Genomic DNA, 20,634 nt, shown 5'->3' with positions numbered 1-20,634 from the left:
TCAAATTTGATACCTTTTTAAATGAAATATAGTTCAAGATATTTGATGTCCATTATCCTTAATTGGTTAGGTAAGCCTTTTTATCAATATTTCAATTTCATATTATTAGCACACAAAATATTAATGTTGATTATTAAAAAGCATATTCATACATTGTACCATAAATTTATGGTTTCTAAGCTATGATTTATTTTAGAAATGATTGTTTCGATTGCCGGACGAATAACGAATCCCCGCTTTACTTTCTTATACATAATTCTTACTTGCATACAAACTAAATCAAAATATTATGAAAAAATTATTACTTATTATTTTGTTTTTATTTGCTGCCATGCCGCTTATGGCGCAAAAATACGACCACCCTATCGATAAATATATCGAAGACTGCATGGAGAAAGATATGTCAACAGCTGGTATGGTCAAGTGTTTAAACGAAGCCTATGATAAATACGATAACGAGTTAAACAGGCTTTACAAAATTCTTATGAAAGAGCTTGATGAAGAATCAGCTAAAGAACTAAAGTCTGCACAGCTCGAATGGATAGCGTTTAGAGATAAAGAGTTTAAACTTATCGACGCAATCTATGCAAAGCTTGAAGGTACCATGTACATACCAATGAGAGTATCCGATAGAATTGAAATCGTGAAAAAACGCGTACTCGATTTTGAAGCATACGCAGACCTTGTGGGGGTAAACATAAAATGAAAAAGATTGTTTTTGTTATTTTGGCAGCTTTAATTATTATTGGCTGCACGAAGAAAGAAAAGACACCTCAGACCTCAGAGAAAACTAAAACAGATACTTCTGGCAGTTCGCTTTATAAACAAGAAGATAGTATTAAAAAAAATATTAGCAAAGAATTTACTTTCAGTGAGAGCTTAACACCTGAATCAATTAAAAACAATGTCACTTTCAAAACCTACACCCCTGAATCCGGTGTCGAGCCAAAAAATATTGTATATGTAATCGACTTTGACGGGAAAAGTATTACAGATACAGCTAGCTCTTATACAGACATCGAAACCCAATTAATAGACATTGATGAAAAAGATGGATATAAAGAATTTCTTCTTAAGATAAATCCGGGCTCTGAGGAGACAGGATCAGACCTCATACAGGAATACAGGGTTTACAAATTTACGGATAAACCAGTTCTTATAACCGATAAGTTCCTATACTCAAAATACTTTACTCCTGACGGTAAAGGTAAAGTCTCTGCAACAAGTTCAAAATTGTTTACATCTTTAAACGAAACATACATCTATTCAAAAGACGGTTTGAAACTCGAGGAGGTTCCTGTTGATTTTTATAAAATAAATGAAAGTGCTACTGCTAAAGTACCTGTTAATCTTTTAAAAGAACGTAATGAGAATTCAGGCTCTGCAACAATTATAGAACAAAACGAGAAAGTTGTTCTGATTGGTTTTGATAAGAAAGAAATTAAAGATGGAAACAGATGTTATAACTGGTTTAAAATCAAAAGACCAAACGGCAAAAGCGGGTGGCTTCTTATTGAATGCTGTAATTTTGAAGAGTTTTTCAACGATATTCACTGTGCGGGATAAAACAAAACTAAATATAAAACAATTAAAATTAAACTTATCATCATGAAGAATGTTTTATTATTAATTTTAGTATTAACATTGTTTTCCGGCTGTACAAAGAAGGAAGAGAAAAAAACAGAACCTGAAAAACCAAAGGTTGATAGCACCGAGACTGTTCATAAAAAATCTCACGATAGTGCTTCTTTTGAAGGAGCTGGACTTAATAATCCGGACGCATCTGATTCATTAGTTGAAGTTAAATACGGAATAAAAGAGATTCCCAAATCATTGAAGTACACCGGTAAAATTGAAGGGAGCGCAAGCTGGAAAGACAAGAACGGTCTGAATGTACTTCTTATTACCGAGACTAAGGATAAAAAAGTCAGAGAAGAAAAAATGGACGGTCAATATCTTGATCAGGAAGCAGCGTATTCAAAGGAATTATTCGGTTATCAGTTTTTAGTGCGGGGTGATTCGGCTGTGCTTTTCTGGAAGATACAAGACTTGGTAAAGGAGTGCGATGCTGACCTGACGCTTGATTACATCTCAAATTCTATATCAGTGACCGACATCAACAAAAACGGAATTGGTGAAAGTACATTTCTTTACACACTTGGCTGCAGAAGCGATGTCAGTCCGCTTGGGTATAAACTGCTGATGCATGAAGGAAAGGATAAGTATGCAATTAGAGGAACGCGTCTTATTGCAATAAAAGACGTTGAACCATACGGCGGCGAAATAAAGGTTGACCCGTCATTTGACGCAGCACCAGCGGGTTTTCTTGACTATGCAAAAAAGCAGTGGAAGAAATTCGAGAAAGAAAAATTTAGTACATCTGATTAACATTAAAAAATAATCAAGATTAAATATTTCCTGGTTTATTTCTTAAAGATTCTCGGAAAAAACATCGGGACAGATTTCTTGTATGATATATATTTTTCACCGAATCGTTTTTCAAGCTCTGGTTCTTCTATAAACTTTAGTTCTGCAATGCTTAAGAGCATAAACACTGGTGAAACTATAAAAGTAAGTGTTATTGAGTTACAGAAAATTCCGTATCCAAATAACTGCATAATCAATCCTGCAAGCATTGGGTTTCTTGAGTAACCATATATTCCATCCGTTATAAGTTCAGATGGAGGATTAACAGGTACAGGAGTGCCTTTTGATTTGATAAAAATGTATATGCTCTTCCCTGAAAATATTATCCCTGGTATAATAAGAACTAAACCGGTTATTTTAGCTGTTGTTGCAGGTAGAAAATCAGAAAAACTAAAAATTCTGTCTAAATAAAATGATAGGAAGATAAATGACAAAATAAAAGTTACAAAAATAAGCCCGCCGGTAGGTGTAAGAATATACTTTGACTTATTCCCTCCCGTTACAATCTTGTAGATTGCATTTACCCATTTTTCTGAAAAAGACATGGTTTTAAACCCCCTGCCCGCTTTTAGCAAGCAGGGGTATATTCGTTTCTACTTCTTTCGTGCAGGTGAAAACTGAGGATACATCATATCGTCGTGGCATTCCTTGCATACAGGTTTTGCCGTTTGGTACAAGGATTCCCGTGAAATTATTTTGTGTTACTTGTTGTGAATATACAGAGGAAATTATGAGTGTCAATAAGCTAAAAAACATCGTATACTTTTTCATCGTTCTGTTTTTTAATTTAATTATTTCAATATTATTTATTAATTCCTTCCTTTACAAGTCTAAAATATAAATTGTACATTTCATCCTTAAAATTCTTCGGATTTATAATCGTACCTCCTCTCTTTTCTCTCCTTCATTAACCTTTAATCGATTTAACTTTTCTGCAAAACCGGAATATTTTGTTTAATCCCCTCCTTCGCATTAAAATTAACAAAATACCTCCTTATATATCTGTTTTATCAATATATTAATTACATTTTCGACCCCTTAATCATAAATAATTTAATAATATCTTGTTTTCTCATATATTAATTAATATCTAATACAGTACTAATACAGCACTAATACAGTACTAATACAGTATTAACACAGTTTGATTTATCCTGCATAAAAATACATCTCATTAAAGACTCACCACCCTATTTACATCAATTTCTTCAATATTAATCTTAATAATACTTGTGAAACAGAAAATATTTCACCCTCTTAATACCATCACAATTTTTTCGCTTTAAACCGCTCGTTTTCCAAATAACCTTGAAAATATACTGCGTTTATGTTATATTATGTGTTTTACAAGTAAAAGTATTAACGCTAATTATGAAAAAGGAAATACATCCGAAATATTATAAATGCAATGTGATTTGCAATTGTGGTGAAAATAGAGGAGTTTTATTCACAACTCGTTCCACTGTTCCTGAAATAAAAGTTGAAATTTGTTCTCTCTGTCATCCGTTCTTTACCGGTACACAGAAAATCGTTGACACAGCAGGACGTGTTGAAAAATACTATAAGAAATTCGGTAAAACCAAAAAGACTACAGACGCTTAATACATAGTTCTCGCTTTTTAAAGCCGGCTCTTTTATTTTCGTATAATAAGCCGGCTTTTTTAATTTTTGAATCAAAATCCTGAAACTATGAAATACATAATTTTTGAAGACCCTAAATATAAAGACCTCTATCCCTTAAATCTTTTAAGAGCTTCTTTCGATATTAAAGCCGGGGCTTTCTCTATGAAAGAAAGAATCGAACACTATCTGCCAGCTGATTCAAGGATCGAACTCTTCGTTAGAGATTCTATCGCTGAGTTTGTCACTCAAAACAACAGTAATCTCGTTAATAAATTTCCCGCTGAAGATTCTATATTCCTCAATGGAAGAGTTGTCTTCTCTAAAAAAGTTATCGATTGGATTAATGATTCCATGTCCGTCAATAGCGTCATTGACTTTGAGGATACAATTGTCGCCGCCAAGTTATCCGTCGATGAAATCAATAATCGTAAAGATAAGTTCAGTTTTTGTTTGAATAACGATTTCTTCCTCGGTTTGAAAAAGATTAATAACACTAATTACCAATTCCAGAATATTTTCGAGATTATTAATCATCCATGGGATATTCTTAAATCGCTTGATGTTAACCTCGGCTTCGACCTTAGTTACCTTCTCGATAGCGTTAAAGGTAAAGATAAAAACACCGACGTTAATCAGGATAATGATAATAACTTTGTAAGCCCCTCCGCTAAAGTATATCCGGGCGTTATACTTGATACTGTAAGCGGAGAAATCTTTATCGATGATAACGCAGTCGTCGAACCCCTCACTTACTTAAAAGGTCCAATCTATATCGGCAAGAACGCACTTGTTAAATCTGGCTCTAAAATTTATGGTCCTTGCTCTATAGGTCATTCATCAAAAGTCTCAGGTGAAATTTCAAGCTCTGTATTTCACAGCTGTGTTAACAAGCAGCACGATGGTTTTATCGGTCATACCTATGCATGTCCATTCGTAAACTTCGGTGCCGATACTGTTACAAGTAACCTGAAAAATAATTATTCAAAAATTCGCGTCAATCAATTCGGTAATAATATAAATACTGGCATGCAGTTCCTCGGAAGTATTGTTGGCGACCATTCAAAGTTCGGAATAAACACTATGCTGAACACAGGTACAATATGCGGTATATTCGCAAACGTAGCCGGAGGAGGTTTCCCTGATAAGCTGATTGAATCCTTCGAGTGGAATATAATAGGTAGTGAAAAGGAAAAGTATAATCTTGATAAGGCATTTGAAACTGCAAAGATGGTGATGAAAAGGCGCGGATTCGATATGTCAGAAGCCTACATTAACCTTGTAAAAAATATTTATAGCAAATAAATAATTCACCCCCCCCTTGCGAGCAAGGGGGGTATTGTTTACACTTTTTCTATTTCTTTCTTTCCTAATAATCCGGTCGGTTTAAATAACAATATTATAATCAGTATCGCAAAAGCTATCGCATCCCTGTAAGTCGATGATAAATACCCCGAAACAAACGTCTCCACAATTCCGAGTATGTATCCGCCAAGTGCCGCACCGGTTATGTTTCCAATTCCGCCCAGCACTGCCGCAACAAAAGCTTTCAGACCGTATATGATTCCAATCAATGGGTCAATTTTCGGATAGTTCAATCCGAATAGTATTCCCGCTGCTGCCGCAAGAGATGAACCTATTATAAACGTAAAACTTATTACTCCGTTTATGTTTATTCCCATTAGACTTGCTACATTATGATTGAACGAAACAGCCCTCATCGCAGTCCCTATCCTCGTCTTCATAATTATGAATCTTAGTATAACCATAAGTACTAACGACACTATTATCACAACTATCGAATTTGAAAATACTGCTGCACCGCCTATACTGAATAATGATTTGTTCTCAAGTAACGTCGGAAAAGATTTCGGATCTGCACCAAATACTAGCTGTCCGCCGTATTCAAGAAACAGCGAAACACCTATCGCAGTGATTAATATAGTTAGCTTCGGAGAATTTCGCAGAGGTCTATAAGCAAGCTTTTCGAGCGTAAACCCGAGTATCGAACAGACTGCCATCGAACCAATTAGTATAAGTATTGCCATCCATACTGAAGCACCGCCGGTAAAAGTAGTAAACGCAAACAGCATCGCAAGGTAATATCCTGAATATGCTCCTATCATAAACACATCGCCGTGTGCAAAGTTTATAAACCTTAGTATCCCGTATATCATCGTATACCCGAGCGCTATAAGCGCATATATGCTCCCAAGTGAAAGTCCGTTTATAAACTGCTGTATGAATTCTGTCATGGAGCTATTGTCTCTTTATACCTGAACTTGCCGTCCTTTATCTCAAGCACTACTGCCGGCTTTATTGCATTCCTCTGCTCATTTATCGAAATGTTTCCTGTAACTCCCTTGAAGTTACTCGTCTTTGAAAGTTCTTGCCTTATCTTGTCTCCGTCCGTTGAACCTGCTCTCTTTACTGCATCTGCCATCAGCATCATTGCATCGTATCCAAGAAATGAGAATGCATCAGGTTCAGATTTATATTTTTCTCTGTACTTCTTTATAAAATTCTGTATTAATGGATTCGGGTCTTCAGATGATACGTGAGTTGAAAAGAAGCTTCCCTCTAATGCGTCCTTTGCTTTTCCTTCTGTCAGTTTGTCAGATTCCCAGCCGTCTGACCCAAACAACGGCACATTCAAACCAATTTCTCTTGCTTGTATCGCCATCAATCCAACATCCGTATAATAACCGGGAATAAATATCGCTTCTGGATTTTTGTACTTTATCGCTGTCAACTGTGCTTTGAAATCTTTATCACCCGCCGAATACTTCTGCTCTTCAACTATCTCGCCTCCCATTTCTATGAATGTCCTCTTGAAATTCTCCGCAAGTCCCGTCGAATATGCATTCCGCTGGTCTATTAACAAAGCAATTTTCTTTACTTTCATCGAGTTCAATGCAAACTTGCTCATTACCGTTGCCTGAAATGGGTCAATGAAACATACTCTGAATATGTAATCACCTATGGCGGTTACTTCTGGGTTCGTCGATGCCTGCGTTATCATCGGAATCTTTGCATTCTGGCATATCGGTGCAGCCGCCTTGCTCCTCGATGAAGCAACTTCTCCTATAATGCCTACTACTTTATCCCTGTTTATTAATTTCTGCACTACAGTCTGTGTTTCATTTGGCTTACCTTGGTTGTCCTCTGTTATTAGTTCTATTCTTTTTCCGAGCACACCGCCTGAATTATTTATCTCTTCAACCGCAAGTTTAATACCGTTATCAGAACTTATTCCAAACGTCGCTTCGCTTCCCGTTAATGAAGCGAATTGCCCTATCTTTATCACGTTGCTGTCATTAGTATTACAGGAAATGATAAAGAAGGCGGCTGTTGCAGCCAGTATTAAACAAACGAAAATAGTTGCTTTATTTTTCATAAAGATTTGATTTAATTATTAAGTAAACTAAAATAATTTAATTAGTGCTAAAAAACAATTTTAATCAATTTACTTAAATAATTCGTGACAATCTTTTAATTCTTCTTCACCAGTATCATAAAAAGCTCCCGACCCGCTCTCGGTTTAATAGAATTGTAAGACGTCTCAAATACTTTATATTCAAACCGCAAGCCGAAGTATTTTCGGTATTCTTTTTCAGTACCCCCGAAAGGAGGTCCTGCTTTATCAAACTCATGATTAAAAAGAACTCCCGCTAATTTGCCGTTTTCTTTCAGCAGGTTGTATATCTTATCGGAATATCTTTTCCTGTCCGAAGGATCTATTGCGCAGAAAAAGGTCTGCTCGAGTATCAGGTCGTAATTGCCTTCATGCGAGAAAAAATCACCGCACACAATATGGGCATCGGGAAAATCCGAAAACCTGCCCTTAAAATTTTTGAGAGCTTCTTCTGATACATCAAGAACATGAACATTACGAAATCCTTGCAGATGCATGTATTCCGCCTCATGTGCGTTTCCCGCACCCGGTATTAGTACTTTCAGGTTCTTGTTCGTTATCTGGTCTATGTACTCCTTGAGAGGTGTGGAAACATAACCCATATCCCAGCTTGCTTTGTTCTCTTCATATTGAGAGTCCCAGTATATTTTTGTTTTATCCGTATACGTAAATTTAAAATGTTTTAAAACAATTTTTTTCTTGCTTTTATTTAAAAAAATCTTTTATTATATTATTGAGCGTGATTTTTCTTGATTTGAATAATTACACATTATAACAAGAAAAATTAGTTTTAGGTTTAACCGATTTTTGTGTATGTCGTTCTTTAAATAAAAACACAAACTTATTTTTTCATAAATAAAAATAATAGTATCATGGCTGAAAATTATTATTATGAAAACCGGGAAGAAATCCGCAGAAAGGTGCGGGAGAAATACAGAAAGGACAAAGAGTACAGAGAAAAACTAAAAAAGTATTACAGGGAAAAATACCATAATGACCCTGAGTACAAGAAAATGACTCTGGAAAATGCTCGTAACAGATATTACAATGACCCCGAGTACCGCGAACGCACCATCCAGCGGGCAAAGGAAAGAGCATTAAGACTCAAAAAGGAAAAAGAAAAAGCAAAGAAAACTGCTAAAAAGAAAAAGTAGTTTAAGGCTTTAAACCGGTTATAATAAAAACCGGTAATTGTGGGGCTAAGCTGGCCTGCAATTTATAAGAGGGTTTATGTGTTTTCATACTAAAAATTATTTGGGCACAATTCTTAGTATTCATAAAACCGATTTCAATTGTATGCTGCTGCAGGGTGAAACAAAAACCTTCTCTAAATTTCTGTTCGGTGATGTTCTGCCGAATTAGGAAAAGCTGCTTGAGTTTTCGACAATTCAGGTATCAAGGAAAGAAACTTTTGTATTCTCATAGATTTTTTTCAAAGCGATAAATCTTTTACCAAGAAAAATAATTTGTTTAAAACTATCGCGTTGGATTGTATGCGGGAGCCATTCATGAAAAACTTGTCAATTGCAGGCGTCAGCTTCAAAGATATCACCGATATTATTCTCGTCAATACAACCGGTTTGAGCACACCATCATTAGATGCTCTGCTTATTAATTTTCTCAGACTTAATCCAAACGTTTACCGTTATCCGCTTTGGGGACTCGGCTGTGCAGGAGGTGTTAGAGGGCTTGCAAAGGCAAACATAATTGCAAAATCAAATCCTGAAGCAATTGGGCTATTGATTTTATCTCATCGGTACTTCTATCAAAAGCAAGCGGCTGTCAGAGTTTGATTTGATTTTTATTTTCTCTGCGCCTTCAATTCCTATACCGTCCCTTCTTCCGAGTTCATTTCCGTCAGAAGTAACATCTCCCTCAATCACGAAAAAATACACTCCGTTTCCTTCCTGCTTTATATCGTAACTGACTTCTGTATCAGCGTCTAACTTAGTAATCGAGAAATATGCATCCTGGTTTATCCAAACAGCATTGTCATCGTTTTCATCGGGTGATACTATGGTTAAAAACTTATTCTTCGCATCAGAATCGTTAATACTTTTCTGTTCGTACCTTGGTTTTATGTTTTGCTCTTTGGGTAATACCCATATCTGCAGAAAGTTAACCTCTTTCGTCTTTGAGTGATTGTATTCAGAATGCATCACTCCGGTACCTGCTGACATTATCTGCACTTCACCCTCTTTTATCACTTCTACATGCCCCATAGAATCCTTGTGTTCAAGCGCACCTGAAATAGGAATTGAGACTATTTCCATGTTGTTATGAGGATGTCTCCCGAATCCCATTCCGCCTTCTACTATATCGTCATTAAGAACTCTAAGCATTCCGAAATTCATTCTGCTCTCATTATAATACGATGCAAAACTGAATGTATGGTTTGTTTTCAGCCATCCATGGTCGGCAAATCCTCTTGTATCAGCTTTATGTATTGTTGTAATCATTTCTTTAGTAATTCTATTATTTCTTTCTGTGTTGAATGTGTCTTGTCGTTAAAATACCATAGCTGAAGATTTTTCTTCAACTCATCCATATTAAACTCTCCCGACTTTTTAAACTCGAGAACCATGTTTTGAATCTCTGCAGGACGCGGTCCCCATACGTGCTTTTCTTCATAATTTTCATCCAGTATTATAAGCATAGGAATTGATTTAGACCCGTTTGTTAGATACTCATTCATAACGTCCGGGTTCTCATCTCTGAATAGTATGTGCAACTTTACTTTATCAGAACTCTCTGCAATCTTTGCAATAACAGGAACTGAATTTGCTGCATCACCGCACCATGGTTCAGTTATTAATACCCAGTGCTGATTTTCTTTGAGTACATCCTTGAACTCTTTTTTTACTTCCGATGTTTTGTAAATCCTGTTCATCCTTTGTGCATTAAGCTTCGTATATTCAATCATTTCTGGTTCCTGATTTTCACCCGTTGTTTTTCCCTCTGAAAGTAGTCTGTCCGTCAGTCTTATGTATTCGTCGTATGATAAAGACTTCATTAAAAACTCTTCCGAAAATTTATACGCCATGATTTTTATTATAATTTAATCAAAGAGAAACCTCAAAAGGCTTCCCTCAATGTTCTGTTTTATTATTACTTTGCTAATATTGAAATATTCAGGTTGAACTTGTCATTAATCATCTTGTCGCCAAGGTTATCAAAGAATTTCCCTGAACCATATTTTACATTCCAGTCTGTTCTGTCAACATCAAAATCTGCCTTCGCTGTCAAAACACCGTTTTCTATCTTGATTTCTGCAGGAAACGTAATGCTTTTTGTTACATCTTTCATAGTAAGGTTTGCCGTTACAGTTGAATTAACATTTGGCTTTGTTGCATCCTTCAATTCCTCTACTTTAACTATCTCCAATTTTGATGTCGGGTATTTTTCAACCTCAAAAAAATCTGCGGATGATAAGTGACCTACTAATTTTGCATTTAATTCTGCATCTGTCAGGTCAAGATTTTTTATCGTTTTCATATCTATCTCAATCTTACCGCCGGTTATTTTTCCGTTGTCAACCATTACTTCACCTTTTAGTATATTAATAGTGCCGTTATGCTGTCCTGTAACTTTTTTTCCCAGCCAGTTTACCTTGCTGTCAGTCGTGCTAACAACAAGCGATTTTCCTTTGGTTTCACCTGCCGTCTGCTTTTCACCGACTTTAACGTCTTTCTCTGATTTTCCGCATCCTGTGATTATGAATGCTGAGGCTGTAATTATTATCAGCGTTAATTTAAATAAGTTTTTCTTCATATTGTTTTGGTTTTATTTTAGTTTATATAATTTGTCATTTCAAATCCTTTATAGGACAATCCCTTAGTTTATCCAGTAAAAGATTCAGTTTGTCCGCCTCTTCTCTGGAAAGAGATTTCATTCTTTTCTCCCATTTAGGAAGCTCTTTGTCAATTTCAGATAATACCTTCAGACCCCTGTTTGTTATAATGACGTCAACAGCTCGTTTATCTTGCTTGCATACTTTTCTTTCAGCCAGATTCTTTGCAACAAGTTTGTCAACAATTCTGGATGCATTCGAAGATTTATCAAGCATCCTGTCTATTATATCATTAACTGTCACAGGTTGCGGGAACTGACCCCTTAGTATCCTTAACACATTGAATTGAGGCAGGGTCAATCCTTGAGCTTTTAAATAGTTCGTTTCCATTAGTTCCAACCAACTCCCTGTGTACAATATATTTACCATCAGTTTCTGGTAAGGATTCTTGAATGATTTCTGTTTTATTTCTTCTTCTAATTTCATATTCTTTCCTGCTTTATATGTATATACATATATATTGCGGATTAAGTTCCCGTGATTTTTTATTTGCCCCTATTTTATAACCCCTGTTTTTCGCCTTATATCCTCCCTTTCCACCAAATAATGCAATTTAACATTATATATATAATTTATACATTAATACTAATTCTTATAATAACACAATGAAAAGATTTATATTGCCAGCTTTGGTTTTTGTTTTTCTATCATCTTTTTCTTTTCAGGAATCAGATGAATTATATCTTACTAAGTACGTCAATCCCTTTATCGGTACCGGAGGTCACGGTCATACGTTCCCCGGAGCAACCGTCCCTTTTGGTATGGTACAACTCAGCCCTGACACAAGACTTAAAGGCTGGGACGGATGCTCGGGTTATCACTATTCCGACAGCATTATTTACGGATTCTCACACACACATCTTAGCGGCACCGGTGTACCCGATTATTGCGATATCCTGTTTATGCCTTTTACTGATAATAAATTCATAGAAGTTGACAAAAATACTATACGTAATTTTACTTCATCTTTTTCTCATCTTAACGAATTAGCCGAACCGGGATATTATTCTGTTCTACTCAATCGATCTAACATTAAAGCGGAGCTAACTGCAAGTACCCGCGCTGGTTTTCACAAATATTCTTTCCCTGAAGGTAATGAAGCAAAGGTTTTTATCGATTTAAAGCACCGCGACGAAGTTCTCGAATCTCATATTAAAATAGTCAACAATAATTCTGTATCGGGTTTCCGCCGGTCAAAGTCCTGGGCACAAGACCAGCGTATATATTTCTACGCTGTATTCTCAGACAATTTCAAAAGAGCAGGTATATATTCAGATGATAATTTTCTTCCTGAAAAGTCTTATGCAGAAGGAAAAAACATAAAAGCAATCATCGAGTTTGATAACCCGCAAAAACCCTTACTTGTAAAAGTCGGCATCTCCGCTATTAGCGAAGAAAATGCAAAGCTTAATCTTGAAGCCGAAATCGGCAATAAAGATTTCGATAAGGTCAGAAAAGATGCAAATGAACTCTGGAATGATTATTTAAATAAAATTCAGGTGAAGACAAAAGATATAGATAAACTCCGCATCTTCTACACTGCTTTGTATCACACCGCAATAGCTCCGAATATTTTTAACGATGTTGATGGTTCTTATTTGGGAAGAGATTTTAAAGTTCACAAAGCTAATCATGAATATTATACTGTCTTTTCCCTCTGGGATACGTACAGGGCTTTACATCCTTTATTAAACATTATCGAAAGAAAACGCTCTGCCGATTTCATTAAAACATTCTTGCTTCAATACGAACAGGGCGGAAGACTTCCGGTTTGGGAACTTGGAGCGAATGAAACAGATTGCATGATTGGCTATCATTCCGTGCCGGTAATTGTCGATGCTTACAATAGCGGTATAACTGATTTCGATAAACAACTCGCATTAAAGGCAATGATGCACAGCTCTAATCTCGATATTTACGGGCTTCAGCATTATAGAAACGACGGCTTCATATCTGCCGATAAAGAGCACGAGTCTGTCTCAAAAACTCTTGAGTATGCTTTCGACGATTGGTGTATAGCAAATTTCGCAAAATCGCTTAAAGAAAATATTCATAAAGATGAATATGAAAAGCGAGCACAGTTTTATAAAAATGTTTTTGATCCCCAGACAGGATTTATGCGGCCTCGATTCAACAACGGTTGGAAAGACCCTTTTAATCCAACAGACGTTGATAATAACTACACAGAAGCAAATTCGTGGCAGTATTCTTTCTATGTCCCGCATGATATTAAACAATTGAATGATTATCTTGACGGTAATCTCGAAAAGAAGCTCGATGAACTTTTCTCTGCCGATACAAAAACAACAGGACGCGAACAGGTTGACATAACAGGTCTCATCGGACAGTACGCCCACGGCAACGAACCCTCTCATCATATTGCATATCTATACAATTATACTGACAGCTCACATAAAACTCAAAAAATCGTTAGAAAGATTATGTCTGAGTTTTATAAAGATAGTCCCGATGGACTCATAGGCAATGAAGATTGCGGGCAAATGTCAGCATGGTATATTCTTAGTGCAATGGGTTTTTATCCTGTAACACCCGGCTCAGGGAAGTTTCTTTTCGGCAGCCCTATATTCGACGAAGTAAAGATAAATCTCGAAAACGGAAAAACTTTCACGATAAAAACTAACAACCAATCGGATGAAAACATTTATATTCAAAATGTTTCAAACGAAGACAAACGTCCCTTTATAAACTGGGATGATATTTTCAGCGGCGGCACAATCACATTCGACATGGAAAATTTTCCTTCTAAATCATTCGGCACTGGCGGAGTTAATAAATATCTCCTCTCTGATAATCCTATTGATAATGAAATAATCCCATCTCCATACACAAACACAAGTCGTCTTACATTTAAAGACTCTCTAAGTATTTCTCTTTTCGTAAATTATCCAAACGCGAAAATATATTATAATATAATTCCGAATCAGTTTACCGAATATTTAAACCCCATTTCTATAATCGATAACACTTCAATATCTGCTTACGCTGTAGATAGCAAGGGAAATAAAAGTGAAACCATAAGCTCTGTTTATTACAAAATTTTAAAAGATATCAAAGTTCAATTACTGTCTGTTCCTAACATGTCATACACAGCCGGCGGTCCGGAAGCCCTTATTGACCATATACGCGGAGAAAAGAATTGGCGGCTCGGTAACTGGCAGGGCTATCAGGGGCAGGATTTTTCAGCAGTAGTTGACCTCGGAAAAGAAAATGATGTTAGTAAAATCTCCATAGGTTTTCTTCAAGACGCAAGAAGCTGGATATGGATGCCAAAGTACGTCGATATTTATTCTTCAATCGATAACATGAATTATCAGAAAATAGGGTCAATCGAAAACACTATATTAGATACGGACTTGAACATCAATATAAAAGATTTTATCTTAAAACTTGATAAGAGTCACAAAGCAAGATACATTAAAGTTACAGCTGTTAACTATGGTAAAATTCCAGCTTGGCACCCGGGTGCTGGAGATGATGCTTTTATTTTTGTTGATGAAATTGAAACTGAGTGATTCCTTAATATTTCAAAACTTAAAAAGGAGTATTAGATGAAAAAGTACATTGCCGAATTAATCGGAACAATGGTGCTTGTTCTTATCGGATGCGGATCCGCAGTTATATCAGGCGGTTCAGTTGGATTCCTCGGAATCTCATTTGCATTCGGTTTTGCGGTACTTGCTATGGCTTACGGAATAGGAGGCGTGTCCGGCTGCCATATTAATCCTGCTGTTACAGTCGGTGCACTCGTTGCAGGGCGCATCGGCGGCAAAGACGCAGGTATGTATATTGTATTTCAGATTATCGGTGCTATCATAGGTGCGGGTATTCTTTATTTAATCGCATCAGGTCTCAGCTCGTATAACATCGCTGCTAACGGGCTCGGACAAAACGGGTACGCTGAATATTCACCTATGAAATATCCTTTGATTTCAGGTTTCATTGCTGAAGTCGTTTTAACATTCATCTTTCTTATCGTTATTCTCGGTGCAACGGCAAAGAATTCACCTGCAGGTTTTGCAGGAATACCTATTGGTATTTCTCTCGTAATAATTCACATAGTCGGAATTCCTATTACGGGTACATCTGTAAATCCCGCAAGAAGTATAGGTCCCGCACTGTTCGTTGGCGGAGCGGCAATCGAACAACTCTGGATGTTCATTATTGCACCACTTATCGGAGCTGCCTTAGCTGGTCTTGTCTGGAAGTTCGTACTTGAGGATAAGGAATAATATTTATATTTTGCGTTTTACAAAAGAGTCTTTAATATTCATTAAAGACTCTTTTTATTTCTTAATTCAATTAAAAATAAACATTAAATACTATGAAAAATACAATCATTGTCTTCCTTCTCATATTCCTATCCTGCATGATATCAAACACCGCCCTTTCTCAGGACGAATTCGAAATGAAGGATGGTGATCAAACATTCATCATGAAAAAGTACTATATGTGTTTTCTTAAACGCGGTGATAATAGAACTCAGGACTCCGCTGAAACAGCACTCATACAGAAAGGACACATGGAGCACCTCTCAAAACTTTACAAAGAGGGACACACACAAATCGCAGGACCCTTTGGCGGTGACGGCGACCTTCGCGGCATCGTAATATTCAGCGTTAAATCTAAAGAAGAAGCCGAACGCCTCGCCAACGAAGACCCGGCAGTAATAGCAGGCCGCCTTAAAGTAGAAATCCTCGAATGGTGGGCGGCAAAAGGCTCAACCTTGAAATAACTTTCATCCATAAACAAAAAGCGGACTATAAGTCCGCTTTCTTTTTATAAGAAAATTTTTTCTTCTCTTAGCTCATTGCGAATTTTACAAATTCATTGAATGCATCAATGTTGTTGTACGCCATATCCGCAAGAGTTTTTCTATTTACATCTATTTTCTTCTTGCTTAATGCGCCCATCAGCTGCGAATAAGATACTCCGCTTATTCTTGCTGCTGCATTGATTCTGACTATCCAGAGATTTCTGTAAACTCTCTTCTTAAGTTTTCTGTCTCTGTATGAGTGTGATAAGCCCTTCTCAACTGCATTCTTCGCAACAGTGTAAACCTTGCTTCTTGCCCCTACGTATCCTTTGGCTTGTTTTAGAACTGCTTTTTTGCGCCTGTGTGCGGCGACTTTGTTTTTAGACCTTGGCATTGATATTACCTTTCGTTTAATTTAAAAATTGAGGCATCCCGCGCTGCGGAATTTCGAGACCTCTTCTTGTTTAAATTATTCCTGTTTTCGGAGGAATAAATATTTTAAAGAACTTTATAGTCTTTCTTTAAGACTTCTTTCAGAAAGTTATTCCGCAAGAATCATTCTTTTGACTCTTCCTTCGTCGCCTTTAGATACGAGCGTTGCCGTTGCAAGCTGTCTCTTCCTCTTAGGTGACTTCTTTGTCAAAATGTGACTTCTGCCGGATTTCTCTCTTTTGATTTTCCCCGAGCCTGTAACCTTGAATCTCTTGGCTGATGCACGGTTCGTTTTCATCTTAGGCATATTGTGCTTTATTTATTTGTTAATTAATTTTCTGTTTGTGTTTTTTGCTCTTCCGCAGTTGTCTCTTCTTTAACGGCTTCGGTCAGAGCCGGTACATCTGCTTTCTTAATCTCTTTCGCAAGCTTCGCTCTGTATGAAAGTATTTTATTCTTATCCGGTACTAAAAAACATGTGAGCATCTTACCTTCGAGCTTCGGTTTTGAATCTATCTTCCCTATGTCTTTCAGCTTTTCCAGTACGTCGCTCATCAGTTTCTGCCCTATTTCGGGATGCGTTATCATTCTACCTTTGTAAAGCACTGAGGTCTTTACCTTGTGTCCGTCAAGAAGAAACTGTCTTAAATGTTTCGTCTTAAATTCTATGTCGTGCGAATCAGTGTTTGCATTGAATCTTATTTCCTTAACCGTCATTACGTTCTGATTCTTCTTCGTCAGTTTATCTTTCTTCTGTCTATCGTAAGTATACTTTCCGTAATCTATTATCTTGCACACCGGAGGCTTCGAGCCTGCTGCAATTTCCACTAAATCAAGTCCTCTTGAGGTTGCTGTTCTTAACGCTTCATGCAGCGGCATAACTCCAAGCGGCTGCCCGTCTTCATCTACTACTCTTACCTGATAAGCGGTTATTTCCTGGTTTACTCTTTCCTTGTACTTTTTGTCTTTAATTTATTTAACCTTCCTAAAATTTAAAAATCGTACTTTGTTTTTTTTGCCGTAACGTTTAATCTAACTCTTTGCATGAATTCTTTCAATTCAAAAGCACCCTTATCGCCCGCACCGTGTATCCTGAGCGATACGCTGCCGCTATGTGCTTCTTTAGGTCCGAGCACGAGCATATATGGTATCTTTCTGTTCTCAGCTTCGCGTATTTTGTAATTAACTTTTTCGCTTCTGTCGTCAAGATATACTCTGAATCCTTCGTTGAACAATGTATCGTAAACGCTCTTAGCATATTCCTGCTGTGCGTCTGTTAAAGGCAGTACTGCAACCTGTACAGGTGCTATCCATGCAGGGAAGTTTCCCGCAAAGTGCTCGGTCAGTATTCCTACGAACCTTTCAAAACTTCCATATATCGCCCGGTGTATCATTATCGGTCTGTGTTTCTGTCCGTCAGAACCTTCATAAGTTAAATCAAATCTTTCGGGAAGATTAAAATCAAGCTGTACCGTCGCAAGCTGCCATGTTCTGTTTAATGCATCCTTTATGTGTACATCAATCTTCGGTCCATAAAAAGCCCCGTCTTTCTCATTTACTTTATAAGAAAGGTTATTCGCCTTTAGCGCCTGTGCAAGGGATTCTTCCGCCTTATTCCAGACTTCAACCTCACCCATTGCCTCATCAGGTCTGGTTGAAAGATAGTACATCGGAGTAAAACCAAATGTTGAGTAAGTCTCTGTCATTAATTGAAGCACTTTAGTTATTTCCTCAAGAATCTGGTCGTAAGTGCAGAATATATGAGCATCGTCCATCGTAAATTGTCTTACTCTGAACATCCCGCCAAGTGCACCGCGTATCTCGTTCCTGTGCATCCTGCCGAGCTCGCTTAAACGCAGAGGCAAGTCTCTGAAACTTCTCATCTTTGATGAATAGACTATTGTCGCCTCAGGACAGTTCATCGGTTTCAGATACATCGGCTCGTCATCGGTTATTATCTTGAACATGTTTTCAAGATAATGTGATGTGTGCCCCGATGTCTGGAATAACTGCTCTTTCACAACTATCGGTGTGCTTATCTCGTCATACCTGTATTTGTCATGAAGCTGTCTTGAAAAATATTCTATCTCTCTGTAAATAATCATTCCGTTCGGAAGCCAGAAAGGCGCACCCGGACTCACTTCGTGGAAGAAGAACAAATCAAGTTCCTTCCCGAGTTTTCTGTGGTCACGCTTCTTCGCTTCTTCAAGCATCTTTAAATGATGGTCAAGTTCCTTCTGAGAGGGAAATGTTATTCCGTATATCCTCTGAAGCATTTTGTTCTTCTCATCACCTCTCCAGTACGAACCCGAGATTGACATCAGTTTTACTGCTTTTATCTTACCTGTACTCGGCAAATGCGGTCCCCTGCAAAGGTCTGTAAACCCGCCCTGATGGTACAGCGAGACCATGTCCTCATCTTTTGCAATCGTTTCGAGTATCTCAACCTTATATTCGTCTTTTCTCTTTGTCTTGAAAAATTCTATAGCATCGGTTCTTTTCATTACTTCCCTCAAGGGTTGAATATCCCTCTTTGCGATATCCAGCATGCGCTCTTCAATCTTTTTGAGGTCTTCTTCGGTAAACTTGTGCTCTGAATCAATATCATAATAAAAGCCGCTGTCAATAGCAGGTCCCACGCCGAACTTTGCGCCCGGATAAAGCACTTCTATCGCCTGCGCCATTACGTGCGAAGATGAATGCCAGTAAAGCTCTTTGCCTTCATCCGAATCAAACTTGTGAAAAACTATCCTTGCATCTTTTGTAATAGGTGCTGATAAATCTTTCTGAACTCCGTTCACTTCGGCAAATAAAACCTGCTGTGCAAATCTTTCGCTTATGCTTTTTGCAATTTCAAAAGATGTTACACCTGAGCTGAATTCTTTTTCAGTCCCGTCAGGAAACGTTATTTTTATTATGTTATCCAAATTATTATAATTTTCTGTTCTGCAAGTTCCCGAAAAATACCAAAAGAAGTGTTTGATAAGGTGTGAATTACAGAACTTACTTCATAAAACTCTTGTGGGCGGTAATGGACTCGAACCAATGGCCTCCACGATGTCAACGTGGCGCTCTAACCAACTGAGCTAACCGCCCGAACATATAAATTAACTATTTCTCCGCTTTTTTTCAACCGATTTCTTACTCCACTTCAAGATTTTTATCAAATCTCAAATCCTACTCTCCTTGTCTTTTCACCAAAAATCTCAAAATATAAACACCTGTTAATACAACAAATTCAAAATTCGCTCTTAACCCTCTTATTTCTTTTTCATAACTTGTCTCTAATTGGCCTCTAATTAGTCTTAACTTGGTCTTATCCTGCCTTCACTAACTTGCTGTTTATTCAATACCCTCATTTTTTAATATTTTTTCGCTCTTTCACAAAGAAAATCCCCATATTCTTTTAGTGTTTTGGTGGTAAAGAGTTTCTGTTCGTTGTAATTACTAATTTTCATTTTCTCTTTGAAAGCTTTGAATCCTTCGATTTGAAATATTCTGTTTTAATATTTTTCATCCGTGTTAATCTGCAATTCGATTTTTCAAGCGATTTGCTTTCTTGCTTTATTCCCGTATTTATTCTATTTTAACACAATGAAAAGTTTACTCGTAATATTGTTCCTTTTGATTTCTTCATCGCTCTTCGCCCAGAAACTAATGCTCTTCGGCGGAGAGAACCACGACGTATATCTCGGATGCCTAACATGTACTCAGTATCATTCCGAATCTATCTGGAATGAATATGGAATCTATGGCACAAAGTTAAACAATCTCTCTATATGGAGCGAGTTCAGCGAATTCGGGAACGAGTTCAGCCATCTCAGCCCATGGAATGAGTACGGAACAACACCCCCAATGATTATTGATGAGAACGGCCGCTTTTACGGCTACTTCACACGCAACCCTTACTACAAACAAAGAACCGATGACGAGTTCTTACTCCACGTATTGAACAACTTCCGCTACATAGGCGAAAACTTCTCAAAGTTCGTAGAAGGTCTGTATTTCTGACATATCTTTTTGTAGATTATACTCTTTCATCCTATCATATTTTGTACGGTAAATAATTAGCATTTATAATTACAAGAAATTCTTTTACTTTTAACCGAGAGATAC

General features: G+C 37.1%; 23 protein-coding genes and 1 tRNA gene. 11 read left to right on the top strand and 13 right to left on the bottom strand.

Features of this window, described 5'->3' with window-relative positions:
* Window positions 1-289: 289 nt before the first annotated feature.
* The 3 genes from WC644_06565 to WC644_06555 are packed head-to-tail and all read left to right on the top strand — an operon-like array spanning window position 290 to window position 2,388.
* On the top strand, window positions 290-706 hold the full coding sequence (locus WC644_06565; GenBank protein MFA5011602.1) for a lysozyme inhibitor LprI family protein: 417 nt from the start codon (window positions 290-292) through the stop codon (window positions 704-706).
* On the top strand, window positions 703-1,566 hold the full coding sequence (locus tag WC644_06560) for a hypothetical protein (protein ID MFA5011601.1): 864 nt from the start codon (window positions 703-705) through the stop codon (window positions 1,564-1,566). The genes WC644_06565 and WC644_06560 overlap by 4 nt, the downstream gene beginning before the upstream one ends.
* Before the next feature lie 42 nt (window positions 1,567-1,608).
* Window positions 1,609-2,388: a hypothetical protein gene (locus tag WC644_06555; GenBank protein ID MFA5011600.1), complete on the top strand. Its 780-nt coding sequence runs from the start codon at window positions 1,609-1,611 to the stop codon at window positions 2,386-2,388.
* A gap of 35 nt (window positions 2,389-2,423) precedes the next feature.
* Here WC644_06555 and WC644_06550 read toward each other — a convergent pair whose 3' ends face one another.
* Window positions 2,424-2,972: an isoprenylcysteine carboxylmethyltransferase family protein gene (locus tag WC644_06550; protein MFA5011599.1), complete on the bottom strand. Its 549-nt coding sequence runs from the start codon at window positions 2,970-2,972 to the stop codon at window positions 2,424-2,426.
* Window positions 2,973-3,798: 826 nt separating this feature from the next.
* Between WC644_06550 and rpmE the strand changes: the two genes are divergently transcribed.
* Entirely contained in the window at window positions 3,799-4,029 is a 231-nt protein-coding gene (gene rpmE, locus WC644_06545; GenBank protein ID MFA5011598.1) for a 50S ribosomal protein L31, read from the top strand.
* Between the two features lie 87 nt (window positions 4,030-4,116).
* Window positions 4,117-5,352 carry a putative sugar nucleotidyl transferase gene (locus WC644_06540; protein ID MFA5011597.1) on the top strand — a complete coding sequence of 412 codons (1,236 nt, stop codon included), beginning with the start codon at window positions 4,117-4,119 and terminating at the stop codon, window positions 5,350-5,352.
* 38 nt (window positions 5,353-5,390) lie between these two features.
* On the opposite strand, the gene WC644_06535 is transcribed toward WC644_06540, so the two are convergent.
* The 3 genes from WC644_06535 to WC644_06525 all read right to left on the bottom strand — a co-directional run bounded on the left by WC644_06535 (window position 5,391) and on the right by WC644_06525 (window position 8,109).
* Window positions 5,391-6,302, bottom strand: coding sequence for a branched-chain amino acid ABC transporter permease (locus WC644_06535; GenBank protein ID MFA5011596.1), 912 nt, complete (start codon window positions 6,300-6,302; stop codon window positions 5,391-5,393).
* Window positions 6,299-7,444 (bottom strand): ABC transporter substrate-binding protein, encoded by a 1,146-nt coding sequence (locus WC644_06530; GenBank protein ID MFA5011595.1) that lies wholly within the window; start codon window positions 7,442-7,444, stop codon window positions 6,299-6,301. Before WC644_06530 ends, WC644_06535 begins: the two co-directional genes overlap by 4 nt.
* A 95-nt stretch (window positions 7,445-7,539) precedes the next feature.
* The gene (locus tag WC644_06525; protein ID MFA5011594.1) at window positions 7,540-8,109 is read right to left on the bottom strand and encodes a methyltransferase domain-containing protein; all 570 of its coding nucleotides are present in this window, start codon (window positions 8,107-8,109) and stop codon (window positions 7,540-7,542) included.
* 225 nt (window positions 8,110-8,334) lie between these two features.
* On the opposite strand from WC644_06525, the gene WC644_06520 reads away from it, so the two are divergent.
* Window positions 8,335-8,616, top strand: coding sequence for a hypothetical protein (locus WC644_06520; GenBank protein ID MFA5011593.1), 282 nt, complete (start codon window positions 8,335-8,337; stop codon window positions 8,614-8,616).
* Window positions 8,617-8,856: 240 nt separating this feature from the next.
* On the top strand, window positions 8,857-9,255 hold the full coding sequence (locus WC644_06515; protein MFA5011592.1) for a hypothetical protein: 399 nt from the start codon (window positions 8,857-8,859) through the stop codon (window positions 9,253-9,255).
* Here the strand turns inward: WC644_06515 and WC644_06510 are convergent.
* The 4 genes from WC644_06510 to WC644_06495 form a co-directional block, all read right to left on the bottom strand.
* A complete protein-coding gene (locus WC644_06510) occupies window positions 9,208-9,921 on the bottom strand; it encodes a pirin family protein (GenBank protein ID MFA5011591.1) in 714 nt (237 codons plus the stop codon). The two genes, WC644_06515 and WC644_06510, sit on opposite strands and share 48 nt — an antisense overlap.
* On the bottom strand, window positions 9,918-10,505 hold the full coding sequence (locus tag WC644_06505; protein ID MFA5011590.1) for a thioredoxin family protein: 588 nt from the start codon (window positions 10,503-10,505) through the stop codon (window positions 9,918-9,920). The genes WC644_06510 and WC644_06505 overlap by 4 nt, the downstream gene beginning before the upstream one ends.
* Window positions 10,506-10,570: 65 nt before the next feature.
* Window positions 10,571-11,233, bottom strand: a complete 663-nt coding sequence (locus tag WC644_06500; GenBank protein MFA5011589.1) for a YceI family protein — start codon at window positions 11,231-11,233, stop codon at window positions 10,571-10,573.
* Window positions 11,234-11,267: 34 nt separating this feature from the next.
* Window positions 11,268-11,738, bottom strand: a complete 471-nt coding sequence (locus WC644_06495; protein MFA5011588.1) for a MarR family transcriptional regulator — start codon at window positions 11,736-11,738, stop codon at window positions 11,268-11,270.
* A 179-nt stretch (window positions 11,739-11,917) separates the two neighbouring features.
* On the opposite strand from WC644_06495, the gene WC644_06490 reads away from it, so the two are divergent.
* The 3 genes from WC644_06490 to WC644_06480 all read left to right on the top strand — a co-directional run bounded on the left by WC644_06490 (window position 11,918) and on the right by WC644_06480 (window position 16,065).
* Complete coding sequence (locus tag WC644_06490; protein ID MFA5011587.1) at window positions 11,918-14,845, top strand: GH92 family glycosyl hydrolase; 2,928 nt, start codon at window positions 11,918-11,920, stop codon at window positions 14,843-14,845.
* A 36-nt stretch (window positions 14,846-14,881) separates the two neighbouring features.
* Window positions 14,882-15,562, top strand: coding sequence for an aquaporin Z (aqpZ, locus tag WC644_06485; GenBank protein MFA5011586.1), 681 nt, complete (start codon window positions 14,882-14,884; stop codon window positions 15,560-15,562).
* A gap of 137 nt (window positions 15,563-15,699) precedes the next feature.
* Entirely contained in the window at window positions 15,700-16,065 is a 366-nt protein-coding gene (locus tag WC644_06480) for a YciI family protein (protein MFA5011585.1), read from the top strand.
* A 67-nt stretch (window positions 16,066-16,132) separates the two neighbouring features.
* On the opposite strand, the gene rplT is transcribed toward WC644_06480, so the two are convergent.
* From rplT to WC644_06455, 5 genes are all read right to left on the bottom strand, one after another.
* Window positions 16,133-16,480, bottom strand: coding sequence for a 50S ribosomal protein L20 (rplT, locus tag WC644_06475; GenBank protein ID MFA5011584.1), 348 nt, complete (start codon window positions 16,478-16,480; stop codon window positions 16,133-16,135).
* Between the two features lie 147 nt (window positions 16,481-16,627).
* Complete coding sequence (rpmI, locus tag WC644_06470; protein ID MFA5011583.1) at window positions 16,628-16,825, bottom strand: 50S ribosomal protein L35; 198 nt, start codon at window positions 16,823-16,825, stop codon at window positions 16,628-16,630.
* Between the two features lie 23 nt (window positions 16,826-16,848).
* Window positions 16,849-17,490 carry a translation initiation factor IF-3 gene (gene infC, locus WC644_06465; GenBank protein ID MFA5011582.1) on the bottom strand — a complete coding sequence of 214 codons (642 nt, stop codon included), beginning with the start codon at window positions 17,488-17,490 and terminating at the stop codon, window positions 16,849-16,851.
* A gap of 20 nt (window positions 17,491-17,510) precedes the next feature.
* Window positions 17,511-19,445: a threonine--tRNA ligase gene (thrS, locus tag WC644_06460; GenBank protein ID MFA5011581.1), complete on the bottom strand. Its 1,935-nt coding sequence runs from the start codon at window positions 19,443-19,445 to the stop codon at window positions 17,511-17,513.
* A gap of 95 nt (window positions 19,446-19,540) precedes the next feature.
* Window positions 19,541-19,614 (bottom strand) — tRNA-Val (locus WC644_06455).
* Window positions 19,615-20,037: 423 nt separating this feature from the next.
* On the opposite strand from WC644_06455, the gene WC644_06450 reads away from it, so the two are divergent.
* Window positions 20,038-20,529, top strand: a complete 492-nt coding sequence (locus WC644_06450; protein ID MFA5011580.1) for a hypothetical protein — start codon at window positions 20,038-20,040, stop codon at window positions 20,527-20,529.
* Window positions 20,530-20,634: the final 105 nt, after the last annotated feature.

This window comes from Ignavibacteria bacterium (assembly GCA_041649015.1).
Taxonomy (GTDB): Bacteria; Bacteroidota; Ignavibacteria; order Tepidaquicellales; family Tepidaquicellaceae; genus CAIKZJ01.
The sequence above is the reverse complement of the archived record's forward strand: the minus strand, read 5'-3'. Positions and strand labels throughout refer to the sequence as shown.